The sequence below is a fragment of the Pleurocapsa sp. PCC 7319 genome (assembly GCF_000332195.1).
Taxonomy (GTDB): domain Bacteria; phylum Cyanobacteriota; class Cyanobacteriia; order Cyanobacteriales; family Xenococcaceae; genus Waterburya.
Map to the genome: position 1 here is coordinate 2404312 of NZ_KB235922.1, position 22185 is coordinate 2426496.

Sequence of the window (22185 nt, forward strand, 5' to 3'; positions counted from 1 at the left end):
TAGACGAAATATTATACGAATAATCTATAAGAATGAAGGAAAGGTCTGATTCTACGCCTGATATTAATCCAGAAAATATAGCCGAGCCAGAAAACAATAAAGTAGAACTTGATGAACAACCTTTGTCCCTAGTCCAATCAGAGCCATCAGAATCGATAGGGATTAAGCGACCAGCGATCGCCAAAAAAAACTATAAGACTAAAGTTAGTTTTTCTCAGTCTCAATTAATCGTCATTGCTGTATTGCTAATGGTCTTAGGGTTATGGTTTCGGCTGCCCTGGTTGGGAATAATCAGTGCCAGCTCAGCTTTATTACTGTCTTTAGGAGTGGTTTTTACTTCCGTTAAAGTCTGGGTAACTAAGTTCCTTACTGTTCAAGAAAGAAGAACTATCCTCGCATTTATAGGTTTTACAGCAGCGATCGCCGGATTGTGTAATTATCTGGGAGTCTATAACAACGTTGGTAACTGGCTAACTCAGTTCAAATATGATGAGTTTGGCTCTTGGGCAGACTGGATTGGAGCTTTAGGTCAAATTTCGATAGCCGTCTTAGCTGTATATGTCGCTTGGGCGCAGTATGTAATTTCTAAAGACTTAACCATTCAACAAAACCGAATTACTCAACAACAAACCATTGATGCTTATTTTCAGGGTATTTCCGATTTGACCTTAAACGAAGAAGGTTTATTAGAAGATTGGCCCCAGGAAAGAGCGATCGCAGAAGGAAGAACCGCATCAATTCTTTCTAGCATCAACGAAAATGGGAAAGCCAAAGTTATTCGTTTTTTATCTCAATCTCGCTTATTAACTCCTCTCAAAAGAGATAATCGTCTAGGGAGAGCAATTCTCGATGGTAGTGGCGGATATTCAGAAGATCGCCCTTATGGAACTAGAGTAATCGATTTAGGTGTCATGCTGGCAGGAGCTTATTTAGTTGGACAAGACCTGCGTTGGACTGATTTAAGCGATTCTAATATGGTTCGAGCAAATCTTTCTCATTGCGATCTGGTTAAAGCTAATCTTGCTCGTACTGTACTATATGAAGCCAATCTCGCAGGGGCAGATATGAAAGGGACTCGCTTATTTTATGGTTCTGTAGAAACTGCTACCCCCAGAAGCATCACCTTACAACCAGACTATGAAACAGGCAAACATACAGGCGTTGTCGTCGAAAAAGCCAATCTTTCTGGAGTCAAACGACTTAGTGAAGAACAGCGATATTATCTATGTTCTTGGTGTGGTGAAAAGTCCAGAGCGACAGTACCTGGAGGTTGTGAAGGAATTCCGAATAGATTGGGGAGATAAATAATTTTGTACTCAAGATTGCTGAATAAAATCGGCAACAACCCGAACAAACTCTGATGTAGATTCGTAGGGAAGCACATTACGCCCCGGAATAAAGCAACCTTGACCCTGGGGAAGATGCTTAAGATAGGCATCTAATCGTTCTTGTAGAGTTTCGGATTTACCTTCACGACTAATACTTGACGATTGTTCTCCGAAAACAACTAAAGTGGGCTGTTCAATTTGGGAAATAGCCGAAGCATAATCCTCTCGCCAAAATCCCGCCAAAAAAGAAAAAACAGCATAACGACTCTGAGGATTTTTCGCTCCTGCGGTTAACTCATCTAACCAATGATCATCGACCTGTTCGGCTTTGGCAAATAATTGTCGGATCGAAAAAGATTCAATAAACTGACGACGACGAGCATAGCGATAAAAAAGCTGACCTAAACCAACGGGAGAATTAAATAACAAATTCCATAACAATTTTTGCTGTTGTGGTTTTGCCTTGTCTGTTATTGTGCGCCAAGCAGGAGGAGCAGATAAAACTAATCCTTTGATCTCGTTCGCTTCGGCAGATTTTTGTACTAAGTTAATCGCAATGGGAAATGATGCTCCTTGAACAACAAGAATAACAGGCTTTTTAACTATGGTTGCGATAAAGTGTTGGATTTGTTGCGCCCAATCAACGGGATAATAAGCCACAGCAGGCATATCACTAGCACCGCATCCAAGTAAATCAGGATTATAAACCACAGAATCAGGATTTTGGGCTAACCAAGTTGCAATAAAACGTTGCCAGAAGATACCTGATAAACCTACACCAATGGGATGAATCAGAACCAAAGCGGGTGTATTGGTTAGAGGCTTATCTAAGCTATCAACTGTGTACGCACAGCGATAACCTCGCCAAGAATAATATTGAGGAGAATTGCTCATCATTTAATTAATGGGTCTGAAACCTAGCCCTTTAGGGCAATAGTAAGTTAATAATTTCGACACTTAATCTCAAGATAGCAAGTGTCCTAAAAAACTTTCCACAAAAAAAAGGGTGAAAGTTTTTGTGTCCCTTCATATGTGACAAGGTTAATTTTAGAGACTATTCACCCTAAGAGCAATTATAGCCTTAAAAATTTCTGAAATCTCTAAAAAAAATAGATATTAAATAAAACCTTGATGATTTAAGGCATGAAACCCTAATAATCTGTTCTTAGCCTTTAACTATTAGCTTTTTATTCAACGGGTAAAGCCCTTAGCTTATAGCTTACAGCTTATAGCTGTTAAATTCAAAGATTTAAATTAAATTGCTATCAGCAAATACAAAATCATCTTGACCATTAAAATAATTATCTAAACTTGCTGCAAAAGTACTATTAGGATTTTCAAATTCAAATTCTCTGGTTTCGCCTTCATCGAGAATAATAATTTGATTATTATTTTTAATGTCCGTATTGTTATTACCAAAGACATCGGCTATTTGCTGATTTCTTTGACTAGCTAATACCTCATGATTTTCAAATAAGGGAGAACCTGCGACTGCCTGATCTAATATAGGTAAAATAAAGTCATCAATATTGAAGTTGGGATTGGCTAATTCTGTTCCGGTTAAACCTGTTAGCTCATCATCTATTTCGTCACTAAAACTAAAATCAAACTGGATATTTTGATTAATAGTTTGCTCAATAGTATTGTTATTAGTGTCTAAAAAACTTTCTTGAAAAACAAACTGCTCTGGAGGTAAATCTGATGAATTTTCGGGTAAATCTTCGAGATAATCTTCATCTATGAAAAGAAAAGTAGCGAGACTTTGATCTAATTCCTGAATAACATCATTATTGTTACCAAAAACTCTAACATCCTGAACACCTAGTTGAGCCGAATCGAGTAAATTATCACTAGCAAAATTTTCGAGAAAATCATCAAAAGTTTTGGTTTCATCAAACACATAATCTGGGTTGAACCCAAATTCGTCGTACCCAGATATATCGAAGATTCTTTGTTCAGAATAAAAATCTAAAATATTATCATTTCCCTCAACAAATGCTTGTTGCCTAGTAAATTGAACTGTATCTAAAACGCCATCATTGTTAATATATTCATTAAAATCTAAGCTCAAACTATTATTGTCTATAGCTTGGGAGTTTGATTGGTCAGAGTTAAGAGAAAATAAAGGAAAGTCTACCGTAGTTTGATTAATATTTTGAGCGACTTGATTATTATTTCCGATATCGAGATCTGTTTGAATAAAATTCTGGATACCTGCCGTATTATCTAAATCGGGGATTTCTATTACATGGATGATAATATCCTGGTTAATAACTTGCTCAACGTAATTATTATCACCTTCAGGGATATCAGTTTCTTGGATTACGAGTTGTGGAATTGCATTTTCAGCTAAAGACATAAATTAACTCCTTTATTGGATCTCTGATCTAGAAATTCACCTACTAGTCTTTGAGCTAACAAACACTAGAAGCATGATTCCGTATTGCCAGGATGAATATAATTTCGATGCACAGTGCTTGAATTCAATTCAAGCAGTCTGGAGTCACCTTTCGAGTAAGTGCAACGCAGAAATTTTTCTCGCGAGAGTAAAAATCTGTCAACTTTTAATTGATGGATTGAGTTAATGCAGAGATGGAGAAACACGGGGACACGGAAAAATAATTTACCCGTTATTAATTAATTAACAAAACAGTAGAAGCGTTGCGAATATTTCCCTCGATATATCGATGATAGTTAATAAGCTCGCGTTGTATGTTACGTATACAACGCTAGAAAACTTTAGTAATTTAATTTATCAGCCGGATTGTACACATCAATTTGGGGATTAGTTTGAATTTGAACTGTTGACCCCCCTGCTTCAGCATCATTATCGCTATCTTCAAAACGATGACGAACTGTCCGGTCTTGGCGTACCGAACCATTGCCACCTTGGTTTCCTTGTACTCCTGTGGTTACACTGGCATTTCCTCTACAATCCCCATTGCTTTGCATATCTACATCATTGCTGCGTTCTGTTGGTTCTTCCGAACCACTGATGTTATATTGAACTCCCACATCAGCTTGCACGCATTGAGCCATAGCCGAATTGTTTACAGAAGACCCAACAATGAGCAAGCCTGAAAAAGATAACAAGCTTAGATAATACCCTGTCAATTTCATTAATTATCTCTCCAAAATTTCCATTGTTTAGTGGCAAGTACTGGTAGATACACTACTTTCCTCCACATGTCCATTAGTTCTCGTGCTTTGCGTAGACCGTTGGTAAGTGCTGCTGCTACAATCGTTACTACTTCGGTCACGGTTTAAATAATGCCAGGGTTGCCACCAGTGGGTGGAACGACGACTAGACCTGTTTACCTCGACACTATTACTGTCTGTATCGACAGAAACTTGACCATCTTCCTCAGTTCTGATTCTGACATCACCTGCTTCTACATCAATTTCACGACTATTTGCTGTTGAAGGTGACAAGAAAGCCAAGATAACGAAAAAGAATATTAGCTTTTTAAGTTGCATTAGTTGAATCCTCAACTTTTAAGTTTTGAGGGAGAAAGGAGAGATTGTTACTGATATCTGCTTGAAGCATTTCTTAAGTCACCTCCACCATCGTAAGCACGGTGAAGGCTGAGTAAATTCTTGGCTTTTGAGGCTGAGGCTTTTGATCCTTTCTCCCTCAAATTATAAGACAGTGCCTAGCTGCCCAATCAAACTATTACCAAAATCACTCTGTTTATGGCACGCGAGTATATTCTCTGTTTAGTAGCGACTGCGGCGTTCACGAACATCGCTACGCTGATCAGTATTCTGAACACAAAGATTATCTTCTCCTAACTGATCGCAGTATTGGTCGTTGGTTTGCACAATACCAGCATCGCTGCTGTCATAATTACCGTATTCATCTCGGGAGCGGCGATCAATTCGACTTTCTTGATTAGAATTTTGAATCGAAGTGTTTCCTTCTCCTGTGTTGAGCGTTTCTTGAGTAGAATCTTGTATGACTGCATCATCTGCTCTGGTGGGAAGAGTAAAAATCCCCAGAGCAGAAATAGCGCATAAGCCAATAATGAATCTTTTTGTTCCGGTAGCGAATGTCTTAGTATTCATAAGCGTGAATATTCTCTATAAAATCTATCAAATCAACCTTGTCAATGAACTAGTTGTTTTTTCTAGCTCTATAGCAATAGTCGCTCAAAAAAAATAAAAAATCGGTAGGGTTGGCATTTGATTTTTTTATTTATTTTTTCTGAAGTTAATTTAGAGAAATCCTCAGGAGAAAATAAAGTTATCGTTAAAGCTCAGAAATTCTGAGTTGAGATCATACGCTCCCTCACACCTCAAAATTTATGACTAACAATTTTTACCAACAAAAAGAAAATATTTTTAATCTTTGGGCTCCTTACTATGACTGCTTGCTTACCACTGTCTTTTATCAAGCGATTCATCAACGACTACTAGAGTATGTCAAGTTACAGAAAAATGCTTCTGTTCTTGACTTAGGATGCGGTACTGGTCGCCTAATGAGTCGTCTTGCGGCTGAGTTCCCCACTATGAGGGCAATAGGTTTAGACCTTTCTCCTAAGATGCTCAATGAGGCAAGAGGGCGAAATCAATACCGCAAAAGATTAATTTTTGTTAGCGGTAGGGCAGAATCTCTCTCCTTTGCAGATGAACAGTTTGATGCTGTTTTCTGTACCATAAGCTTTCTTCATTATCCTCATCCACAGCCAGTTTTTCAGGAAGTCAGTCGTGTTCTCGCTCCCGGAGGACGCTTTTACCTCGTTGATGCCTATAGAGGAGAGCATAATTTTTCCAGTTTTGTCCCCTGGATTGGTGAAATGAGATTGTATAATCGGCAGCAACGAGAGCAATTGGGAGCAGAAGCTGGTTTATTGGCGATCGCTCATCATTACCTTCTGCCTGGGATTTTGCTAACTATTTTTTCGACTCCCATAGAGTAACCTTAGCGAAAGTTCCAAATATTGCTTTTGACTCTATATTCAGCAGTTTGGCTGAAAGATGAGATATTTTGTCTGAAGGTCGCTACAATTATTTAGTCAGTGATAACGGCACTAATTCAGAAGCAATATACTGATGAAATGCCTCCACTGCCTGCGCTACTCCATCTTCTAAAGAAATTTTTTGACCGAGTATAGCCGCTTGCTGGCGCATTGTCTTATCTTCAATAGCTGTTTTAATTGCCGTTGCGAGCCGTTTCTCTGTTAACTTTTTCCTGGAAATTGGCTTGGGTGCAACACCTAACATTGCTAAGCGATGTCCCCAAAATGGCTGGTCAGCAATAAAGGGGATGACAATACTCGGTACACCAGCTCTCAAAGCTGCTGCGGTAGTTCCTGCACCACCGTGGTGAACTATCGCAGCCATTTGGGGGAATAACCAGTCATGGGGAATAGAATCAATTTTAAGGATGGAATCCGGCAAATCGGCGTTACTAATTCCTCCCCAGCCCGTAAGTAAAATACCTCGCTGATCGGTTTTTGCCAAAGCTGATAAAGCAATTTCGGTCATTAATTCAGGATTGCGACCCGTCATCGAGCCAAAACCAATATAGACTGGAGGCTTACCCGCTTTCAGAAAATTTACTAACTCAGGTGGGGGTGAAAAGTCGGGAGGACTATCCAAGAACCAGTACCCAGTTACCTGGAGTTGTTCAGTCCAGTTGGCGGGCTTAGCTATGACGTTGGGACTATAACCATATAGAATTGGAATTCGCTGCCACCTATTGCCTTCAAAAAGATTCTGCTGCCCAGTTGGTAAATTAAGGGTATTACGGCGCCATTTATTAATGGGTTTACGAAAAAGCTGCCCGAATAGTCGCCACATTAATATGTAGGTCAATCGATTGACTAGACCTCCTAGGTGTAAAGTAGGCGGAATCATGGGATGGGGAAAATCTGGATTGGGAGAAAACGGTTGCAGTCCTGCTAGATAGAATGGCACTTCTAATTTTTCGGCAATGTTGTATCCCCAAAAGGCTGCTCCATGGGCAATTATGGCATCGGTTCCTTGACAGGCATTCCAAGAGTCAATCAAAGCCCTTTTAGCCATCGGCTCAAGCATCTGAGCGTAGCGAAGCATAAAAGTGAAGGTATTTCCTCCAGAATCTAGCAATTTTTGACCAGACTCAGACAACAGATTGGCTTGAGCATCTCCTGCGATGGGAAAAAAGTCCAGTCCATAGCTGTCAATTAAGGACTTGAAGTTATAATGAGTCGCCAGTCGGACTTGATGTCCCGCTTGTTTTAAGCCTATTCCTAAGGCAATGAAAGGCTGAATATCGCCACGGGAACCAATGGTTAGAATTGTAATATGCATAGGAAATACCTTCTTAAAGTCGAGATTGAATTCCAATAATTTCTTGAGATGCAATATACTTTGCCTTTATGATTCGTTTTTCGGTGCAGAACTCAACAGCAGGTCGAATGGTTTATCGTACCGAGCATAAACTAGACATGGCTCTTGACCACAGACTACAGAATGTTTTGTGCCACTTGGTAAATTGAGATATGTATCAGGCTGTAAATTCTGTTTAGTACCATCGTCAGCAATATAAGTAAATTCACCCTTGCTCCAAAAAAGAATCTCTGGACTGGTATGGGAGTGATGAGGGAACAAATATCCCGCAGGTAAGCTAATGACCACCTCTGAAGCTGACTTAGCTGGATTGCCAGCCAGTACAGCGACTTTTGCACCGTCTGGGATTCCCTTTAGAGGTTTCCAGTTTAAAGTTGATGAATCGGCAATCATACTAGAGGCATTCTCTAGGGACCAGGCTGATTGAGAAGTTATTAACATTCCTGCTAATAACAGCATCAGAATAACCGCAGTTTTGATAAATTTAAATGTTGCTGTTGTTGTTTGTTTTAAAGTATTAGAAATCATCGTATTTCTCCTTGAAATAATCTTTGATTTAGATATGATTTGTTTACTTAGAAAGTCTGAATCTATTGGTAAATTATCCGTAGAGAAGGCAAAAGGCATCGTAAGAAAGAATGACGATAGTAGGATATAAGGTGACTGCCATGCCAAAACTTCGGTTCAGAGGGTGTTGTAAATAACCCCACCAAAAAGCAATTCTGCCTAGTACAAATAAAATTGTGACAATAGGGATTAACTTGATGCTGTAGCTATCTAAGAAGCTAGAAAGTATCAAACTGGCAACAATAAATAAGATAGTTTGCTCTAGGGTATTGCTCAGATAACGTTGGTGAACGCGCATTGAAGTCGATTCTCCACCAGCTAAAGGATTGATGAAGTTATTAATAAATCGATTAAGGCTAACTGCAACAATTCCAGCTAATAGCATTAAGGCAGGAAATATCTGAAATTGGAGAGTCCAAATTAGCCGTTGTTCCTGTGTATTTAATAGTGGTAAAGATACAGGAATCAAAAAATAAGCAATTAAGACAAATACTGTGGAGAAAATAACAGCAGTAGTTGAACTCCAGACAACAAATTTTTGTTGCTGATTGAGACTAGCAAAAGTAATCATTTTTTGATTTTCTTTAAATTCAATGTAACTAATTGGCGATTTAACTCCAGAATCTCGCGATCGCTGTCAATGCCGATCACACGTCCTTGTGAACCAACCATGCTGGCAATCAATCAAGTTACATCGCCACCTCCACAACCAAGGTCTAAACATTGCATTCCTCGCTCAAGTCCAACTGTGGACAAAAACTGAGAAGTAAATAGCAGCATCACCTGGGATAGAAGGCTTAAACGTTCTTTTCCTTCTTTACCGCCAGAGATTACATAACTATTCATAGTGAATCCCTGCTAGCGAAGTTTTTTATTTATCTGTGGATAGAGTTATTCCTAAAAGACAGAATTCACTGTTAGTGTTGGATAGGCTTTTCCCCTTGATGCCAACTCTTGTTGCTGACAGAGGAATTCACTGTAATCGGCTAAGTCATCAAGTCCGATAAATGTGAATAGAATTTCTGTCCCTAACCAGAGAATGGTTTTAATCCATAGTTTGTGCCATTGAACTTTCATAGTGTCCCTCCATGAATTTAGATTGAGGGAAGTCAAGTAACCTAATCAGAATTGCTTTAGGGGTCACTAACCTGTTGGCTGTTCGCCTATGCAAGTAACAGACTGAGTTTAAGAAATTAAACTTTATACTTTCAGTTTGCTGTAGCTGCCAGATCGTGTCGAGGAAAGATAGCAACTTAAGCAGGTAACTTAACAACTAATATCAAGTTCGGTTGAATACTTAAATTAAGAATGAGGTCAAGTAACAAGTAACAAGTAACAAGTTTTTCAGGTCTGCAATAAGCCTGTTTATTTCAATTAATTATCCGTACTTGATATAACTTATTTTTCTCTATTGTTAATTGAAATGACTATAATTCCGAACTCCGAATTCCCAACTTCGAACTCACCTTGAGCAAATGTTCATGTCGTTTCAAGTATTGTGCGCTACCAGCATCGGCAGCAACAAATTTATTTGATTTGAGGTCAGCTTGCTTGGGTTTTAGCGATCGCAGTACTGGTAAATCCTGTCGTTCTTGAAATATTTTAAACTCAACCATCAGAATCAGCCAGGCTAGCAATCGACCGAGTAACGGTATTTTTACATAATCCTGATAGTAACGAATTGCAACCCAGGAGTTATTTTCATCAATGGGTGTAACTATAACCAGAAGACGTACCTTTGGTGATAATTCAATCAAAGACAATTGGGGAAAGACTACGGTAATTCTAAAAAACCACCCAGGCGATTCTTCAGCAGATTTGCCATCATCCTGGCGTAATTGTCCCCAAGTAGTAATTAAATCACCATCTGTTTCGACGTGATAAGGATCGATTAGAGTACCTACACCGGCAGTAACAGAGCGATGTACGAAAGGAAGATGATGAACGTCAAAATTATTCTCCATAATCCGGGCGTAATTAACATTCCATACCTGAGATGCTTCTGCGGTATGTGCCAAATTGGTATCAAGTTGCTTAAATCTAGGTGGTTCGGGTAAAGGCGATCGCTCTTCAGGGCGGTGGGCTACGTCCAATCGCTTTTCACCCCACCAAATCCAGATAAAGCCTTGAGTTTCGCGGACAGGAAAAACTTTTACCTCAAAACCCTACTTCAGGACGGGTCAAAGCATAGTCCACTACTGTTTTTACCGAATTTCCCATTCTCGCTCCTAAAAACATCCCTCTCTCAGGATTAACTCCTTGACCTGGCAGATCGACTGTCATGACGTTATAGCCACGCTTAGTATCAGTTAACCCAGTCATAAAATAACAATCTTCAGCAAAGGTCTCTAGTCCACCTATAACAATGAGGGTAGGACGTTTTTGTTTCCGAGCGCCAACTTTCCAAAAATAGCCAGGTAAATGTTTGTCATGAAAGGGAACTTGTATACTCTCAATGGGTGGCTCAAATAAGGAAGCCGCCGTTTGGAAACAGAATTTCATATTTTTCCAGTTGGTTGAAAAAGCGGAATTTGGCGGATTCATGATAAATAAGGGCGCTCGATAATAAGTACAAGCCCGCAAGTATAACTTCCGTCCATTGATGAGATCGCCTCGATTTAAAGCTTGCGAACCTAGTTTCTCTATTTCTTGAGCTAGTTTAAGCCACTCTTGCTGCCAGCTTTCTGCATCGCCATCAATGATCCGTGAGGCGACATTAAAACATTCCTTCGCCTTGCTACCATCGTAAATATGACGACCTAAAATCCAGGCAAAATAGTAGTCCATGTCTTGATGGTCAAAGTACAATTTTTGCTGGCTACGTTGGGCGATCGCCAGTTCTCTCTGTCGAGAGCATAATGTGTGGGCTTCTTTGCTCTTTGGTTCAAGGGGATAGTATGTAATTAGAGAATACAAAGACTATTCCCAATGCCCTGTTCCCTTTAAAACTGAATTCACTATCAAGCTTAAATCATGAAATCTAAGTCTATTCGAGAAGTATTTCCCCTCCTTACGCAAGGTTCGTCAGGTGGAGAAGTGATCACTTTACAAACAAAACTGCAAGAACATAATTTTAATCCCGGTTCGATTGATGGCATTTTTGGTCAAGATACAGCAAAAGCCTTAATTGCCTTTCAAAAAAGTGTTGGTTTGACACCTGATGGTATTGCAGGACGTAATACTTGGGCTGCTTTGAATAGAAAGAGGCAAGATTGCACCTTGGATACGGGTCTATTTACCGTAGATGCGGTCAGCCAAATTTTTTATGATGCTCCCCGGAGCAATATCGTGAAGTATCTACCATTAATTTTAAACGCCTTAGAAAAATTGGACTTAGGCGATCGCAATATGGTTTTGATCGCTTTAAGTACAATCCGCGCTGAATCTGCTAGCTTTGCACCTATAAGCGAGTTTCGATCTCGATACAATACTACTCCAGGCAAACATGCTTTTAACCGCTATGATTTTCGTGCTGACTTGGGTAATGGAGCATTGGGGGACGGAGCAAAATATAAAGGACGAGGTTTTATTCAGCTGACTGGTAAAGCAAACTATCGGCGATATAGTCGGCGTTTAGGTTTAGGCACACGTCTGGTGAATAATCCCGAACTGGCAAACGACCCTAAGATTGCAGCCGATTTATTAGCTTATTTTCTCAAAGACAAAGAGAATGTAATCCGCCAAGATTTAGCCAAATCAAATCTACGAGCTGCTAGACGGAGAGTTAATGGTGGTACTCACGGAATACAACAATTCACCACTGCCTTTAGGACAGGAGCGGGGCTATTAAGGAGTAATAGAGCGATCGCATAATTGACCGTCATTTTGAACTGACATAATATCCAAAAAGCAAAAAGCTAATTTTAAAACCAGTATTTTTGTCTTTGAAATGGGTATGTTGGTAGAGTTATCTTGTGATAATTAGTTTTGCCATACAATCCTGACCAATCGATATTGCCACCAGTGACATACTGTTGAGCTAATGTAGCCAAAGCTTCTTGTCTGCTGGGTAAATCCTGAGCTAAAGATTGAGTATCAATTAAGTTTTCTGATATTTTGGCTTTTCCCTCCCAGACATTGACGGGAGTATTGCCATTTGTGATCTGATTTAATTTAGCTAGTAATTCCGCAGTCGAGTTAGCCAGAATTGCTAAACGATAATTAAACTGCGATCGCCCTGTATTGGCAGTAAAGCAGATATCTCCCAAGGATAAATCGGGATGAGATGAGAGGTATTTAGTGTAATCGGCAATCATTTGTTGCAGGGCCTTTTCTGAGCGAGCTGAAAGGGTCAAAATCTCAATTAAACTCGTCTGCTTATCTGCTTTTGGCTCTGATGGTAAAGACACTTCTTCCACAACTACGTGGGCATTGGTTCCACTAAACCCAAAAGCACTGATGCCAGCAATACGAGGTTGTTCGCTTCTAGCCCAGGAAATAGCTCGATCGGGCAAAGTAAAAGGTAAATTTTGCCAATCTATTTGAGTGTTGGGCTGATTTAAATTTAGGTTTCGTGGGATTGACTGATGCTGTAAGGCTAAGATGACTTTAATTAGGCTAGCAATACCAGATGCTCCTTCTGTATGACCGATATTAGTTTTTACTGCTCCTAAGACTATTGGTTTAGTTGGAGAACGAGCATTAAAAATTTTACTCAATGCCTCAACTTCAATTAAATCCCCCAGAGATGTCCCTGTACCGTGAGCTTCAAGATAGCTAATCTGCTCTGATTCTACTTGACTATTATTTAATGCCTGCTTAATTACTTCTGCTTGAGATAGACTGCTGGGGGTTGTCAAGCCACTAGTGCGTCCATCTTGATTGACAGCCGAGCCTTTTAAAACTGCCAAAATGCGATCGCGATCGGCGATCGCCTGACTCAAACGCTTGATTAAAATTACCCCGCAACCTTCAGAACGAACAAAGCCATCAGCATTGTCATCAAAGGTTTTACAGCGACCATCAGGAGATAACATCCGGGACTTGGACAAGTTGATACTCGCCTGGGGACTAATCAGACGGTTGACACCTCCTACCACTGCCATAGTGCATTCCTGATTACGTAAGCTTTGGATTGCCAGATGTAAGGCGACCAAAGCAGAAGAACAAGCAGTATCCAGAGATATGCTAGGACCTTGAAAGCCATAGTGAAAAGATAAACGTCCCGAAGCCAAACTATGAGTATTCCCTGTAGTTAGATAAGCATCAATAGTTGTAAATTCACGGCTCAGTAGCTGATGCCAATAATCTGGGCTACAAATACCAACAAATACTCCTGTTGGACTTCCCATCAGCTGTTGGGGAGCAATGCCCGCATTTTCTATTGCTTCCCAACTCACTTCGAGTAATAAACGCTGTTGCGGATCGAGGCTGGTAGCTTCCCTGGGGGCAATCCGAAAAAAAGGAGCTTCAAATTCTTGCAAATAAGGAACGAAGCCGCCGTAAGGAGTACAGATTTTGCCAGGTGCATTGAGATCGGAGTCATAATACTGCTCAATATCCCAATGTTGGGGGGGAACTTTAGTAATTGCGTCTTGTCCCTCTTTTAATAACTGCCAGTATGCTTCGGGATTAGATGCACCAGGAAAACGACACCCCATGCCAATGACTGCGATCGGTTCTTGGTAAGCTGCTAATTTCTGCCGCATCTGTTTGAGTGCGAGCAAAGCTTGTTTGGTGGGGGATAAGTTATCGTATGCAGAAGACATTGTCAGTTTAATCAAAGAGGAAGCAAAACTACAGAGTAATCTGTGACTAACTAATTAATTCTATTGCTCGTTGCACAAAATTAGCAGCGGTAATACCATTAAAGTCCATAATTTGTCTCGCACTAGAAGCAGTTTCACCTTGTTTCCAGGCAAATACATCACGCTTACTATTACTACGCAACATAACTGGTTCTAACATTGCACTTGATCCCCCAGTAACTCCTATAAGAGCATCTCCGTCAAACAGGTTAGTAAATTCGCTATCACTGAGAAAATTATCATCTGGTTCACTGCAACTATCCCAAGCTACATCACTAGAACGATAGAGACGACGCGGGTTGATTATGGAAACAATCTTAGAACCAATACCCTGAGATTTTAACTGTTCGGCAGCTTCAAAGGCAGGAATTAGAGTCATATCACCAATTACAGCAAAGACAACGACTTTCCCCCCTTGATTGAGAGGGGCTGCGGGAGGCTCGATTTCCTGTAAAACTATGGCACCTGTAGTTAATCCTTGGCGACTTTGTTCAAGGGTAGTGCGAATTTCCAGAGGAGATTTACTGGCAGTAATCGTAATCCCTTTATTTTTCGTACCTAATGCCCATTCATAACAAACCTGAATACTATTGGCATCGCAGGGAAAGAGAGGAAAGATATTTCCATTACGCATCATCGCAGCAAAGTAGTTCTCAATTTCAGGGCGTTGATGCGTCCAACCGTTGCGTCCTTGTTCTAATGCTCCTGCGGTAAATAGAGTAACCGTCGAAGGAGTGGAACGACGTAATTCTGCCATAGCTTGAGTCACTGTTTGCCAGATTGGTAAGCCATTAATGGCAAAAGATTCATAAGAACACCAAAGACTCCGTGCGCCAAATAAAGCCTGCCCTACTGCTAGCCCAGCACAAGCATCTTCGCTCAAAGGTTCATAGACCTGCCCTTGGGGTTGTTGGAAATAGGTTTCGTCGGTAGTGGGGTGGATAATTTTTAAAGCAGTATTGATATTTTTAATGCCTGAGGCAGCATTCCCATCAGCATTGGTGACAATAAAGTTTTTATCTTGTTGTCCTACATAAACAGCGATCGCTCCCATGGCAGTAGTAGCAACTTTTTTCTCACCACCGATAGGATATTCTTCTAGGGGAATATTGCCTAAATCTGTCAGTGGATAATCTTGTTCTGTCACGACAGTTTTTTCCGCAGCACCACCACTAGAACGGACATGATTATTGCGGACAAGTTGCCATGCTTCAGGGGTTAGAGCTCTATCCTGGAGAGCGGAAACAATATAATCTTTGTCTACACTATCCCCAGGGTAGAGGTTATGGGATTGTGCGCCTCGTTTGTGTACTCCTGCCCCTTTGAGTTGTTTGACGATTAAAACTGTTAGTTTTCCGCCTAATGCCGATGTAGCAGCTTGGTTTGTAGCTTCTAGGATTGCTTGAGTAAATTTCATTCTCTGTTCAAAAGAGAACTCAGTACTATCTACATATTCTCCTGGCTGATTGGCATCATCATAATCTTTGGCGTTGACGAGAATTACTTCGGCAAAACCGTTACCTTGCCAGTAAGCAATCATCTCTTCGTTGGTTTTCGTAGAGACCATACTGTGATGTTCCTGGGAAAAACCATTCCAAACCAAGATCGGTAAAAAGTTAGTAACTTGAGGATAGGAAGTATTAAAATGTCCAAAGCTACTCATAATGTAGGGTTCGCCTAAACCACCATCACCAATAGTTACGGGAAATAAAACTCCAGGATGAAGTTTCGCCCCTGCCATAGCAAAGTGTTGTCCTTGTCCTAGGGGACCAGCGGGGTTGAGCAAACCAGGAATTTGTCCTGAAAGGTGTCCCAGTAGCCCGTGCATTTCTCGAAAGCGATCGCGCAGATCCTGAACGTTATTAATGCCCATCGCTTCGAGGGAAGTATCTAAAAAGACGTTACTGTAAAAGCCCGGAGCATGATGACCCACTTCAGTAATGATATTTTTATGTCCTAACATCACCAAAGAAGCAATGGTATCGGCAATACTGGCAAATCCTCCTGGATGCCCTGACTGTTTACTAGCAGTAATTTGAAGAGTGAGGTAGCGTAAAGCATCAGCCGCCAACATGGTTTGATAAACTGCTGCTTGATCGGAGGGAGAGGCGATCGCTGTTTGTCCATCTGAAATCGCTGGTGTTTGCCCATATTGATCAAAACCAGGCAAGCTGGCTTTAAAATGCTGAATACCTTGGCAAAAGGCGGGAATGTTAGTGGCAACGGTCATAAAAATATTTCCTTCGTTTATCAAACTGCAATTATTAAGTAGATCTTACAATTTTGGGCGGTTGAAAAACGGCAAAATATCTCTATGAGTTCTATTGGTAAATATTTATAAAAGCTCTGAGCTTGTCTAGATATGCGATCTATACTTGTAGTAAATCAATTAGAATAAACATACTATAAACGCTCAGCCGCATAAAATCATTGTTAGTAGCCGTTTCACCAGTAATTTCTAGCTCTTGGTTTTTATCCGAGATTGAGTAATTAGTCCTAGGTAGAGAGATAACAATGAATAGACCTTTTTCTGATAGACGAGAAGCTGGACGAAAATTAGCTCAAAAACTGACTCCATATGCCAATAATCCTGATGCTATCGTGTTAGGTCTTCCTCGCGGAGGTGTACCTGTGGCATATGAAATTGCTAAAAATTTAAATCTCGCTTTGGATGTTTGTTTAGTCAGAAAACTTGGTCTTCCTTTTTATCCAGAAACAGCAATGGGGGCAATTTCCGAAGCGACATTGATTCATGACCACGATAGCAAAGTCACTATAATTGATGAAAACTCGACTCTAATGCACAGAGTTACCGAAGAGCAAATAAACATAATTGTCGCCCAAGAAACAGTTGAATTAAAAAGGCGCGATCGCCTGTATAGGAAATCCCGATCCCCACTCAAAATTCGCGATTGTATTGTTATTCTCGTTGATGATGGCATTGCTACTGGTCTAACTATGCTCGCTGCGGTAACTGCTTTACGTAAGCAAAAGCCCAAAAAAATTATTATTGCTACTCCAGTTGCATCTTGGTCAGCAATCGAACAATTAACAACTCAAGTAGATGATATTGTATGTCTGAATACACCAAAAGCTTTTAACGCGGTGGGCTTTTGGTACCAAGATTTTTCTCAAACAACCGATCAAGAAGTATGCGAGCTGCTATCTCAACAAACTCGCAATACTTTAGCCGGATCTTGTTAATTTAATAGTTATCAATACTTAAACTAGATAGAATTGGCAAGGCAATCACTTTTAGCTGCCATAATAAAATCATTCTGATGTAATCCGTTAATGGCATGAGTCCACCAAGTTACTGTTACTTTACCCCACTCAGTCAGTAGAGCTGGATGATGTCCCTCTTCCTCTGCAGCTTCTCCTACCAAGTTAGTAAAAGCTAGGGCGGTTTTAAAATCAGGGAATTGATAAACCCGCTGTAAATGCAAGACCCCTTTTTCAGTAATTATTTCCCAATCAGGTATTTGAGTTTTATAGGTATTAATTTCTTCTTCTGTAGCTGGAGGTAAACTACCAGTACAGGGAATACATTTTTGCTCTAATAATTCTGTCATGAACCTTACTCCAATTTTGATTCAAACTATAAGTAAATAGTCAATTGTGGAGATCTATTTATTCTCAGTCTACTCTTAATCGATTCCCTATGGGTTTAACCTTCATTAATCAAATCAATTTACGATTGGGCTCCGCCCACCACCAGAGGCGATTACCCGCAGGGCTTGCACTCGAATGGGTGTACGCTGAGTCCTACGGACTTGCTTCGCAACCGCGATTGGGCTCCGCCCACCGCCAGAGGCGATTACCCGCAGGGTACGCTTCGCGATCGCTTGTTGCACACCAAAAACTACGCTTAGAAATCATCGACGAATTTTAATTCAATTTATTCAATAAAGATTGAGATAACTTCTATGCAAAAATTTTGGATTTACCGTAGATTTAATCGTAGATTTTTTTTAGCTATACTTTTTTGTCTACTTGCTCATCCTAAAAAATCTATTACTCAAGAATTAAATACGATCAAATGTGATTGGTGCTGGATTGGTGCAGTCACTGACAACTCAATAACTATCAAAGCTAAACTAAATCATCCAGTTAAAGAAGGCAAAAATTACATTCAAGTTTTTTATCATACAAATACCGATTTAAATCCGACAAATAAGGCAATACAAAAAGCAAAAACTAGTTCATTAAATAATCAAATAGCCACGTTTAATCTAACTGATTTAGCAGAAGATACTATTTACTACTACGTAATTATTGCCGATGGTCGGAGATATCCTCGTCAAGGAACATTACAATTTAAAACAGTAAAAGTTAATCAGCCATATGATTTTGCGATCGCCTGTTCTTCCTGTGCTGGTGGTACGATAAGCCAGTTTTCTAGCTATGGTGTGAGTAACTCTCAAGTATTCGATCTCATTCGACAATATAAATACCAAGCTAAATCCGGACAAGATTCTAATTTGGCAATGTTTATTCACATGGGAGATTTACACTATAGAAATGATTTGCCTTTTCTAGGTTTAAAAGAAAATCAGCTTGATGATTATCGAGATAATTACGATCTGATTATGAATCAATCTAGACAGAGAAATCTCTATCAAAATATTCCTCTAGCATATATTTGGGACGATCATGATTATGGAACTGACGATTCTGATAGTTCTTATAATTTAAAGTATGTAGCTAGTGAAGCTTATCGAGAACAAGTACCTTCTTATCCTCTGGTAGAAAAATTAAACAAAATTGAAAGTCGCGGTGCTATCTATCAATCTTTTATTATTGGTAGAGTTAGATTTATTATGACTGACAATCGTTTTCATCAAGAGCAGATCGGTATAGTAGGCAAACTTAATCGAACTCTTCTAGGTAAGGAACAAACAGAATGGTTTTTTGAACAGCTAAAATTTGCCAAACAGCAACAAAAAAATAACCGTGAAGGACTAACTATTTGGGTTAACAGTATTCCTTGGATAGCCGAACCAGATGCGCCAACTAATTCATGGAATAAATTTCATCAAGAACGAACCTTAATTGCTAATTTTGTTAAAGAAAATGATATTGATAAACTACTGATGATTTCTGGCGATGCACATATGTTGGCATTAGATGATGGCGCAGAAGGAACAGCTAACAATTATGCAATAGGAGGGGGTGGTTCTTTTCCTGTAATTCATGCAGCTTCTTTAGATAGTAGATCATCTTTTAAAGGTGGACCATATAACGGTAAAAAATATATTATTGATTCAAAAGTAAAAAGTAAAAATGGCGCTATTGTCGGAAAAGGACAATGGGGAGTATTAAACTTTATTGATGATGGTAATAAGATTGAAGTAAAAGTTGAATTAAAAAGAATGAAAAATACTTTGATTCAACATACTTTTACTTTTTAGTAAGAAGCTTGTACATTTTCCTGATTCCTCCTTCCTTAGGAATTGATAGCTATTAGCTATCAGCCCTTTAGGTACTCTTCGAGAAGGCTCCGCCAACGACACTTTCTTTAACGAGGGGAACCCTCGCAACGAAGTGTCTCACTATCAGCTTTTTGTTAATAACTCCACTGATTTTGTAGATTGTATTGACCCGTACCATTAATAATTAGATTATTTTCGCCGATCGCTGCTGAATTCCCTGTAGCCTGTTGCACTGCTAATTGATTCTGAGGAGTTCCATAGTTTCCGTGTTGATTTTGAACACTAGCTTGATCGATGTGATTAATTACTGCATTATTTTGACCAATGGCGGCAGCATTACTATGCCCCCCTTGAATGACCATTTGTCCAGAGCCATTGGGATTGCCATGCTGGTTTTGGACTGCAGACTGATGAACACCACTAGCAGCAAAATTATTGTTGCCAACGGCTGTGGCACTGCTGCTTCCGTGCTGAATAACTACTTGGTTCGCACGAACAACATTGGGAATTAATAATATAGTTGCGGCAGCTATACCAATAGATAAGAATTTCTTAGACATAATTTTTTACCTTAAAAGTTTGTATTAATTATTGATTACGTTTCGAGTTGACAGAATATGCACATTTCTCCTCAAAATATATCTAGCTTAATTTGGCGATCGGTCGGCTACCCTAAAGGACTCGGCTTCGCCATCGCGCGAAGCCTAATCGCCATAAAAATTCAAATTCAATCATTAAGCGCGAATTATTACTTTTCTTATTTGATTACTTTGGTGGTCTGCTAGTTCCTAAAAACGAAAAATTAAAACTAATAATAAAATTGCCTTCGCTTAGTTTAACCGAGTAAATCAAGCAGGTTATTAAAGATATTAACTGTTACTAATACCGAATTTTTGGGAACTTTATAATCAAAGCTCCTGTAATGTTCAGTTGATCAAAATATCATTTACGGCAAGTTTCTATCTAATAACCAATCAAAATTATATATTTATGAAATATTGGTGTTTTTTTACTCAATCAGGAAATAAAAAAAGTATTATTGTTACTTTTTTATCTACATTATTGTTTTTAACCTCCTGTAGTAACAGCCAAACAAATCAAAGTAGAAATAGTAACCCTAGTACCAAAGGATTTGAAGTCAAATTTTTAGTTGGTAGTGATTTAGCTCAATTCTGCCGACAAGCAGCAACTCAATTAAATCAAACTCAACCGAAAATTAATAATGGACAAAATTTTTACCTGACCTGCGAAGCTAAGGGTAGTGGAGATGTGGTGGAAGATGTACTTGCTTTAGCTAAGCAGTTTCAAACAGGTAATATTACCCCCGAAGCAGCAGATTTTCCGACCTTACTTTCTGTAGATGGAGAAATTTATCAAAGCCAGTTGGTTTATCAAATGGATAAACTTTTCCCCGGACAAAATTATATTCCTAGCATTACTGATTCTCCTTTAATTGCCTATAGTCCAATGGTTTTTATGACCACAAAGCAATTTGCTAAAGGATTGGAAAAAAGTAACGATCTCTACACAACTTTAGCCAAAACCGAAAATCATCAACAGCTAGATAGTAGTGCGCCACCCATACCTATTACTTATGTTCATACTGCACCAACTCGCTCCAATTCTGGTTTACAAACGTTAGTTGCTCAATTTACATCTGTTGCTAACAAACAACCTGAAGATTTAACCATAACAGATGTACAAAAATATCAACAGCAAGTCAAAGAGATTCAAAGTAAAATCACTCGCTATGGCAAATCTACCGGAAATCTAGCGCGTTCAATGGTAGAAAATGGTGTATTTTGGGCTTCTGTTGGTTCAGTTTATGAATCTTTGGTGATATCAGCTAATAGCCAAACGGGTAATAATCAAACTCAATACCAGGCTGTTTATCCTCAAGCTACTTTTAGTTCTAATATACGAGCAATTTTACCCAATGCTCCTTGGGTAAGTTCAGCAGAAAAAGAAGCTGCAACTAAAATAATTGAGTTTATGCGTCAACCAAAAGTTCAACAAATTGCTACTAATTTAGGCTTACGTCCCGGTGTTCCTGGAGTCAAGTTAGGCAGGAAATTTTCACCTCAATTTGGTGTTAATCCTCAACCAAAGTATGAATCTTATCGTCCACCCCAGCCTGAAGTTGTAGAGGCGATGTTAGAAAGTTGGCAAAATTATGCCAAAAAAGCTTCTCAAGTCGCAATTGTCGTTGATACTTCAGGTTCGATGCAAGGAACTAAAATAGCAGCCATCAAAAGTACTTTACTGAACTATATTCAAAACTTAGGAGAAAAAGAAAAAATTGCGTTAATTAGCTTTAATTCTCAAATTAATCCTCCAGTATTAGTGGAAGGCAATCAAGCTGGAAAAAATAAAGGTATAAAATTCATTAGTAACTTGAAAGCTAATGGCAAAACAAGACTGTACGATAGTAGCCTTTATGCTCGTGATTGGTTACTCAAAAATCCTCGTCCAGATGCCATTAATGCTGTGTTGATATTAACTGATGGCGAAGATTCTGGCTCCAAAATAAATCTTCAACAACTCTCACAGAAATTGCAAGAAAGTAATTTTGAATCGGGAGAAAATATTGCTTTTTTTACAGTTGGTTATGGACAAGAGGGAGAATTTAATCCTCAAGCCTTACAAAAGATTGCTGAGTTAAATGGAGGATACTATCGCAAAGGTAATCCACAAACTATTTCTAGTTTGATGGCAGATTTACAAGTGGAATTTTAATTTAGTGAACAATTGACAATTGACAATTAATAGTTATGAATT

22 protein-coding genes are annotated in these 22185 nt (G+C 39.3%); 6 read left to right on the plus strand and 16 right to left on the minus strand.

Annotated elements, in window-relative coordinates:
• Window positions 1-32 precede the first annotated feature (32 nt).
• Window positions 33-1304, plus strand: coding sequence for a pentapeptide repeat-containing protein (locus PLEUR7319_RS0114775; RefSeq protein ID WP_019506002.1), 1272 nt, complete (start codon window positions 33-35; stop codon window positions 1302-1304).
• 12 nt (window positions 1305-1316) lie between these two features.
• Here PLEUR7319_RS0114775 and PLEUR7319_RS0114780 read toward each other — a convergent pair whose 3' ends face one another.
• From PLEUR7319_RS0114780 to PLEUR7319_RS0114800, 5 genes are all read right to left on the minus strand, one after another.
• Window positions 1317-2222: an alpha/beta fold hydrolase gene (locus PLEUR7319_RS0114780; protein WP_019506003.1), complete on the minus strand. Its 906-nt coding sequence runs from the start codon at window positions 2220-2222 to the stop codon at window positions 1317-1319.
• Window positions 2223-2577: 355 nt separating this feature from the next.
• Complete coding sequence (locus PLEUR7319_RS0114785; RefSeq protein ID WP_019506004.1) at window positions 2578-3687, minus strand: hypothetical protein; 1110 nt, start codon at window positions 3685-3687, stop codon at window positions 2578-2580.
• Between the two features lie 380 nt (window positions 3688-4067).
• Complete coding sequence (locus PLEUR7319_RS0114790; RefSeq protein WP_019506005.1) at window positions 4068-4448, minus strand: hypothetical protein; 381 nt, start codon at window positions 4446-4448, stop codon at window positions 4068-4070.
• Between the two features lie 27 nt (window positions 4449-4475).
• Complete coding sequence (locus PLEUR7319_RS40715; protein ID WP_144054313.1) at window positions 4476-4805, minus strand: hypothetical protein; 330 nt, start codon at window positions 4803-4805, stop codon at window positions 4476-4478.
• Window positions 4806-5045: 240 nt separating this feature from the next.
• Window positions 5046-5393 carry a hypothetical protein gene (locus tag PLEUR7319_RS0114800; protein WP_019506007.1) on the minus strand — a complete coding sequence of 116 codons (348 nt, stop codon included), beginning with the start codon at window positions 5391-5393 and terminating at the stop codon, window positions 5046-5048.
• A gap of 239 nt (window positions 5394-5632) precedes the next feature.
• Between PLEUR7319_RS0114800 and PLEUR7319_RS0114805 the strand changes: the two genes are divergently transcribed.
• Window positions 5633-6247 carry a class I SAM-dependent methyltransferase gene (locus PLEUR7319_RS0114805; protein ID WP_019506008.1) on the plus strand — a complete coding sequence of 205 codons (615 nt, stop codon included), beginning with the start codon at window positions 5633-5635 and terminating at the stop codon, window positions 6245-6247.
• Window positions 6248-6335: 88 nt separating this feature from the next.
• Here the strand turns inward: PLEUR7319_RS0114805 and PLEUR7319_RS0114810 are convergent, their stop codons facing one another.
• The 7 genes from PLEUR7319_RS0114810 to PLEUR7319_RS35455 all read right to left on the minus strand — a co-directional run bounded on the left by PLEUR7319_RS0114810 (window position 6336) and on the right by PLEUR7319_RS35455 (window position 11144).
• Window positions 6336-7622 carry a glycosyltransferase gene (locus PLEUR7319_RS0114810; RefSeq protein ID WP_019506009.1) on the minus strand — a complete coding sequence of 429 codons (1287 nt, stop codon included), beginning with the start codon at window positions 7620-7622 and terminating at the stop codon, window positions 6336-6338.
• A gap of 66 nt (window positions 7623-7688) precedes the next feature.
• The gene (locus PLEUR7319_RS0114815; RefSeq protein WP_019506010.1) at window positions 7689-8189 is read right to left on the minus strand and encodes a cupin domain-containing protein; all 501 of its coding nucleotides are present in this window, start codon (window positions 8187-8189) and stop codon (window positions 7689-7691) included.
• 73 nt (window positions 8190-8262) lie between these two features.
• Window positions 8263-8799, minus strand: coding sequence for an MAPEG family protein (locus PLEUR7319_RS0114820; RefSeq protein WP_019506011.1), 537 nt, complete (start codon window positions 8797-8799; stop codon window positions 8263-8265).
• A gap of 113 nt (window positions 8800-8912) precedes the next feature.
• Window positions 8913-9074, minus strand: a complete 162-nt coding sequence (locus PLEUR7319_RS41315; RefSeq protein WP_019506013.1) for a hypothetical protein — start codon at window positions 9072-9074, stop codon at window positions 8913-8915.
• Window positions 9075-9125: 51 nt separating this feature from the next.
• A complete protein-coding gene (locus PLEUR7319_RS0114835) occupies window positions 9126-9305 on the minus strand; it encodes a hypothetical protein (RefSeq protein WP_019506014.1) in 180 nt (59 codons plus the stop codon).
• A 350-nt stretch (window positions 9306-9655) separates the two neighbouring features.
• Window positions 9656-10321 carry a hypothetical protein gene (locus PLEUR7319_RS35450; protein WP_019506015.1) on the minus strand — a complete coding sequence of 222 codons (666 nt, stop codon included), beginning with the start codon at window positions 10319-10321 and terminating at the stop codon, window positions 9656-9658.
• A gap of 64 nt (window positions 10322-10385) precedes the next feature.
• Window positions 10386-11144: a S9 family peptidase gene (locus PLEUR7319_RS35455; RefSeq protein ID WP_144054315.1), complete on the minus strand. Its 759-nt coding sequence runs from the start codon at window positions 11142-11144 to the stop codon at window positions 10386-10388.
• A 57-nt stretch (window positions 11145-11201) separates the two neighbouring features.
• On the opposite strand from PLEUR7319_RS35455, the gene PLEUR7319_RS0114850 reads away from it, so the two are divergent.
• A complete protein-coding gene (locus tag PLEUR7319_RS0114850; protein ID WP_019506017.1) occupies window positions 11202-12041 on the plus strand; it encodes a peptidoglycan-binding protein in 840 nt (279 codons plus the stop codon).
• A 50-nt stretch (window positions 12042-12091) separates the two neighbouring features.
• On the opposite strand, the gene PLEUR7319_RS0114855 is transcribed toward PLEUR7319_RS0114850, so the two are convergent.
• Together PLEUR7319_RS0114855 and PLEUR7319_RS0114860 are read right to left on the minus strand one after the other, a co-directional pair.
• Window positions 12092-13936: a type I polyketide synthase gene (locus PLEUR7319_RS0114855; RefSeq protein ID WP_019506018.1), complete on the minus strand. Its 1845-nt coding sequence runs from the start codon at window positions 13934-13936 to the stop codon at window positions 12092-12094.
• Between the two features lie 46 nt (window positions 13937-13982).
• Window positions 13983-16205, minus strand: a complete 2223-nt coding sequence (locus PLEUR7319_RS0114860) for a transketolase (protein WP_019506019.1) — start codon at window positions 16203-16205, stop codon at window positions 13983-13985.
• 284 nt (window positions 16206-16489) lie between these two features.
• Between PLEUR7319_RS0114860 and PLEUR7319_RS0114865 the strand changes: the two genes are divergently transcribed.
• Window positions 16490-17179, plus strand: a complete 690-nt coding sequence (locus tag PLEUR7319_RS0114865) for a phosphoribosyltransferase (RefSeq protein WP_019506020.1) — start codon at window positions 16490-16492, stop codon at window positions 17177-17179.
• A 23-nt stretch (window positions 17180-17202) separates the two neighbouring features.
• Here PLEUR7319_RS0114865 and PLEUR7319_RS0114870 read toward each other — a convergent pair whose 3' ends face one another.
• Window positions 17203-17547, minus strand: a complete 345-nt coding sequence (locus tag PLEUR7319_RS0114870) for a 4a-hydroxytetrahydrobiopterin dehydratase (RefSeq protein ID WP_019506021.1) — start codon at window positions 17545-17547, stop codon at window positions 17203-17205.
• Between the two features lie 354 nt (window positions 17548-17901).
• On the opposite strand from PLEUR7319_RS0114870, the gene PLEUR7319_RS0114875 reads away from it, so the two are divergent.
• Window positions 17902-19386: an alkaline phosphatase D family protein gene (locus PLEUR7319_RS0114875; protein WP_019506022.1), complete on the plus strand. Its 1485-nt coding sequence runs from the start codon at window positions 17902-17904 to the stop codon at window positions 19384-19386.
• A 155-nt stretch (window positions 19387-19541) separates the two neighbouring features.
• On the opposite strand, the gene PLEUR7319_RS0114880 is transcribed toward PLEUR7319_RS0114875, so the two are convergent.
• On the minus strand, window positions 19542-19967 hold the full coding sequence (locus PLEUR7319_RS0114880) for a hypothetical protein (RefSeq protein ID WP_019506023.1): 426 nt from the start codon (window positions 19965-19967) through the stop codon (window positions 19542-19544).
• Window positions 19968-20397: 430 nt separating this feature from the next.
• On the opposite strand from PLEUR7319_RS0114880, the gene PLEUR7319_RS0114885 reads away from it, so the two are divergent.
• Window positions 20398-22143, plus strand: coding sequence for a VWA domain-containing protein (locus PLEUR7319_RS0114885; protein ID WP_019506024.1), 1746 nt, complete (start codon window positions 20398-20400; stop codon window positions 22141-22143).
• Window positions 22144-22185 lie beyond the last annotated feature (42 nt).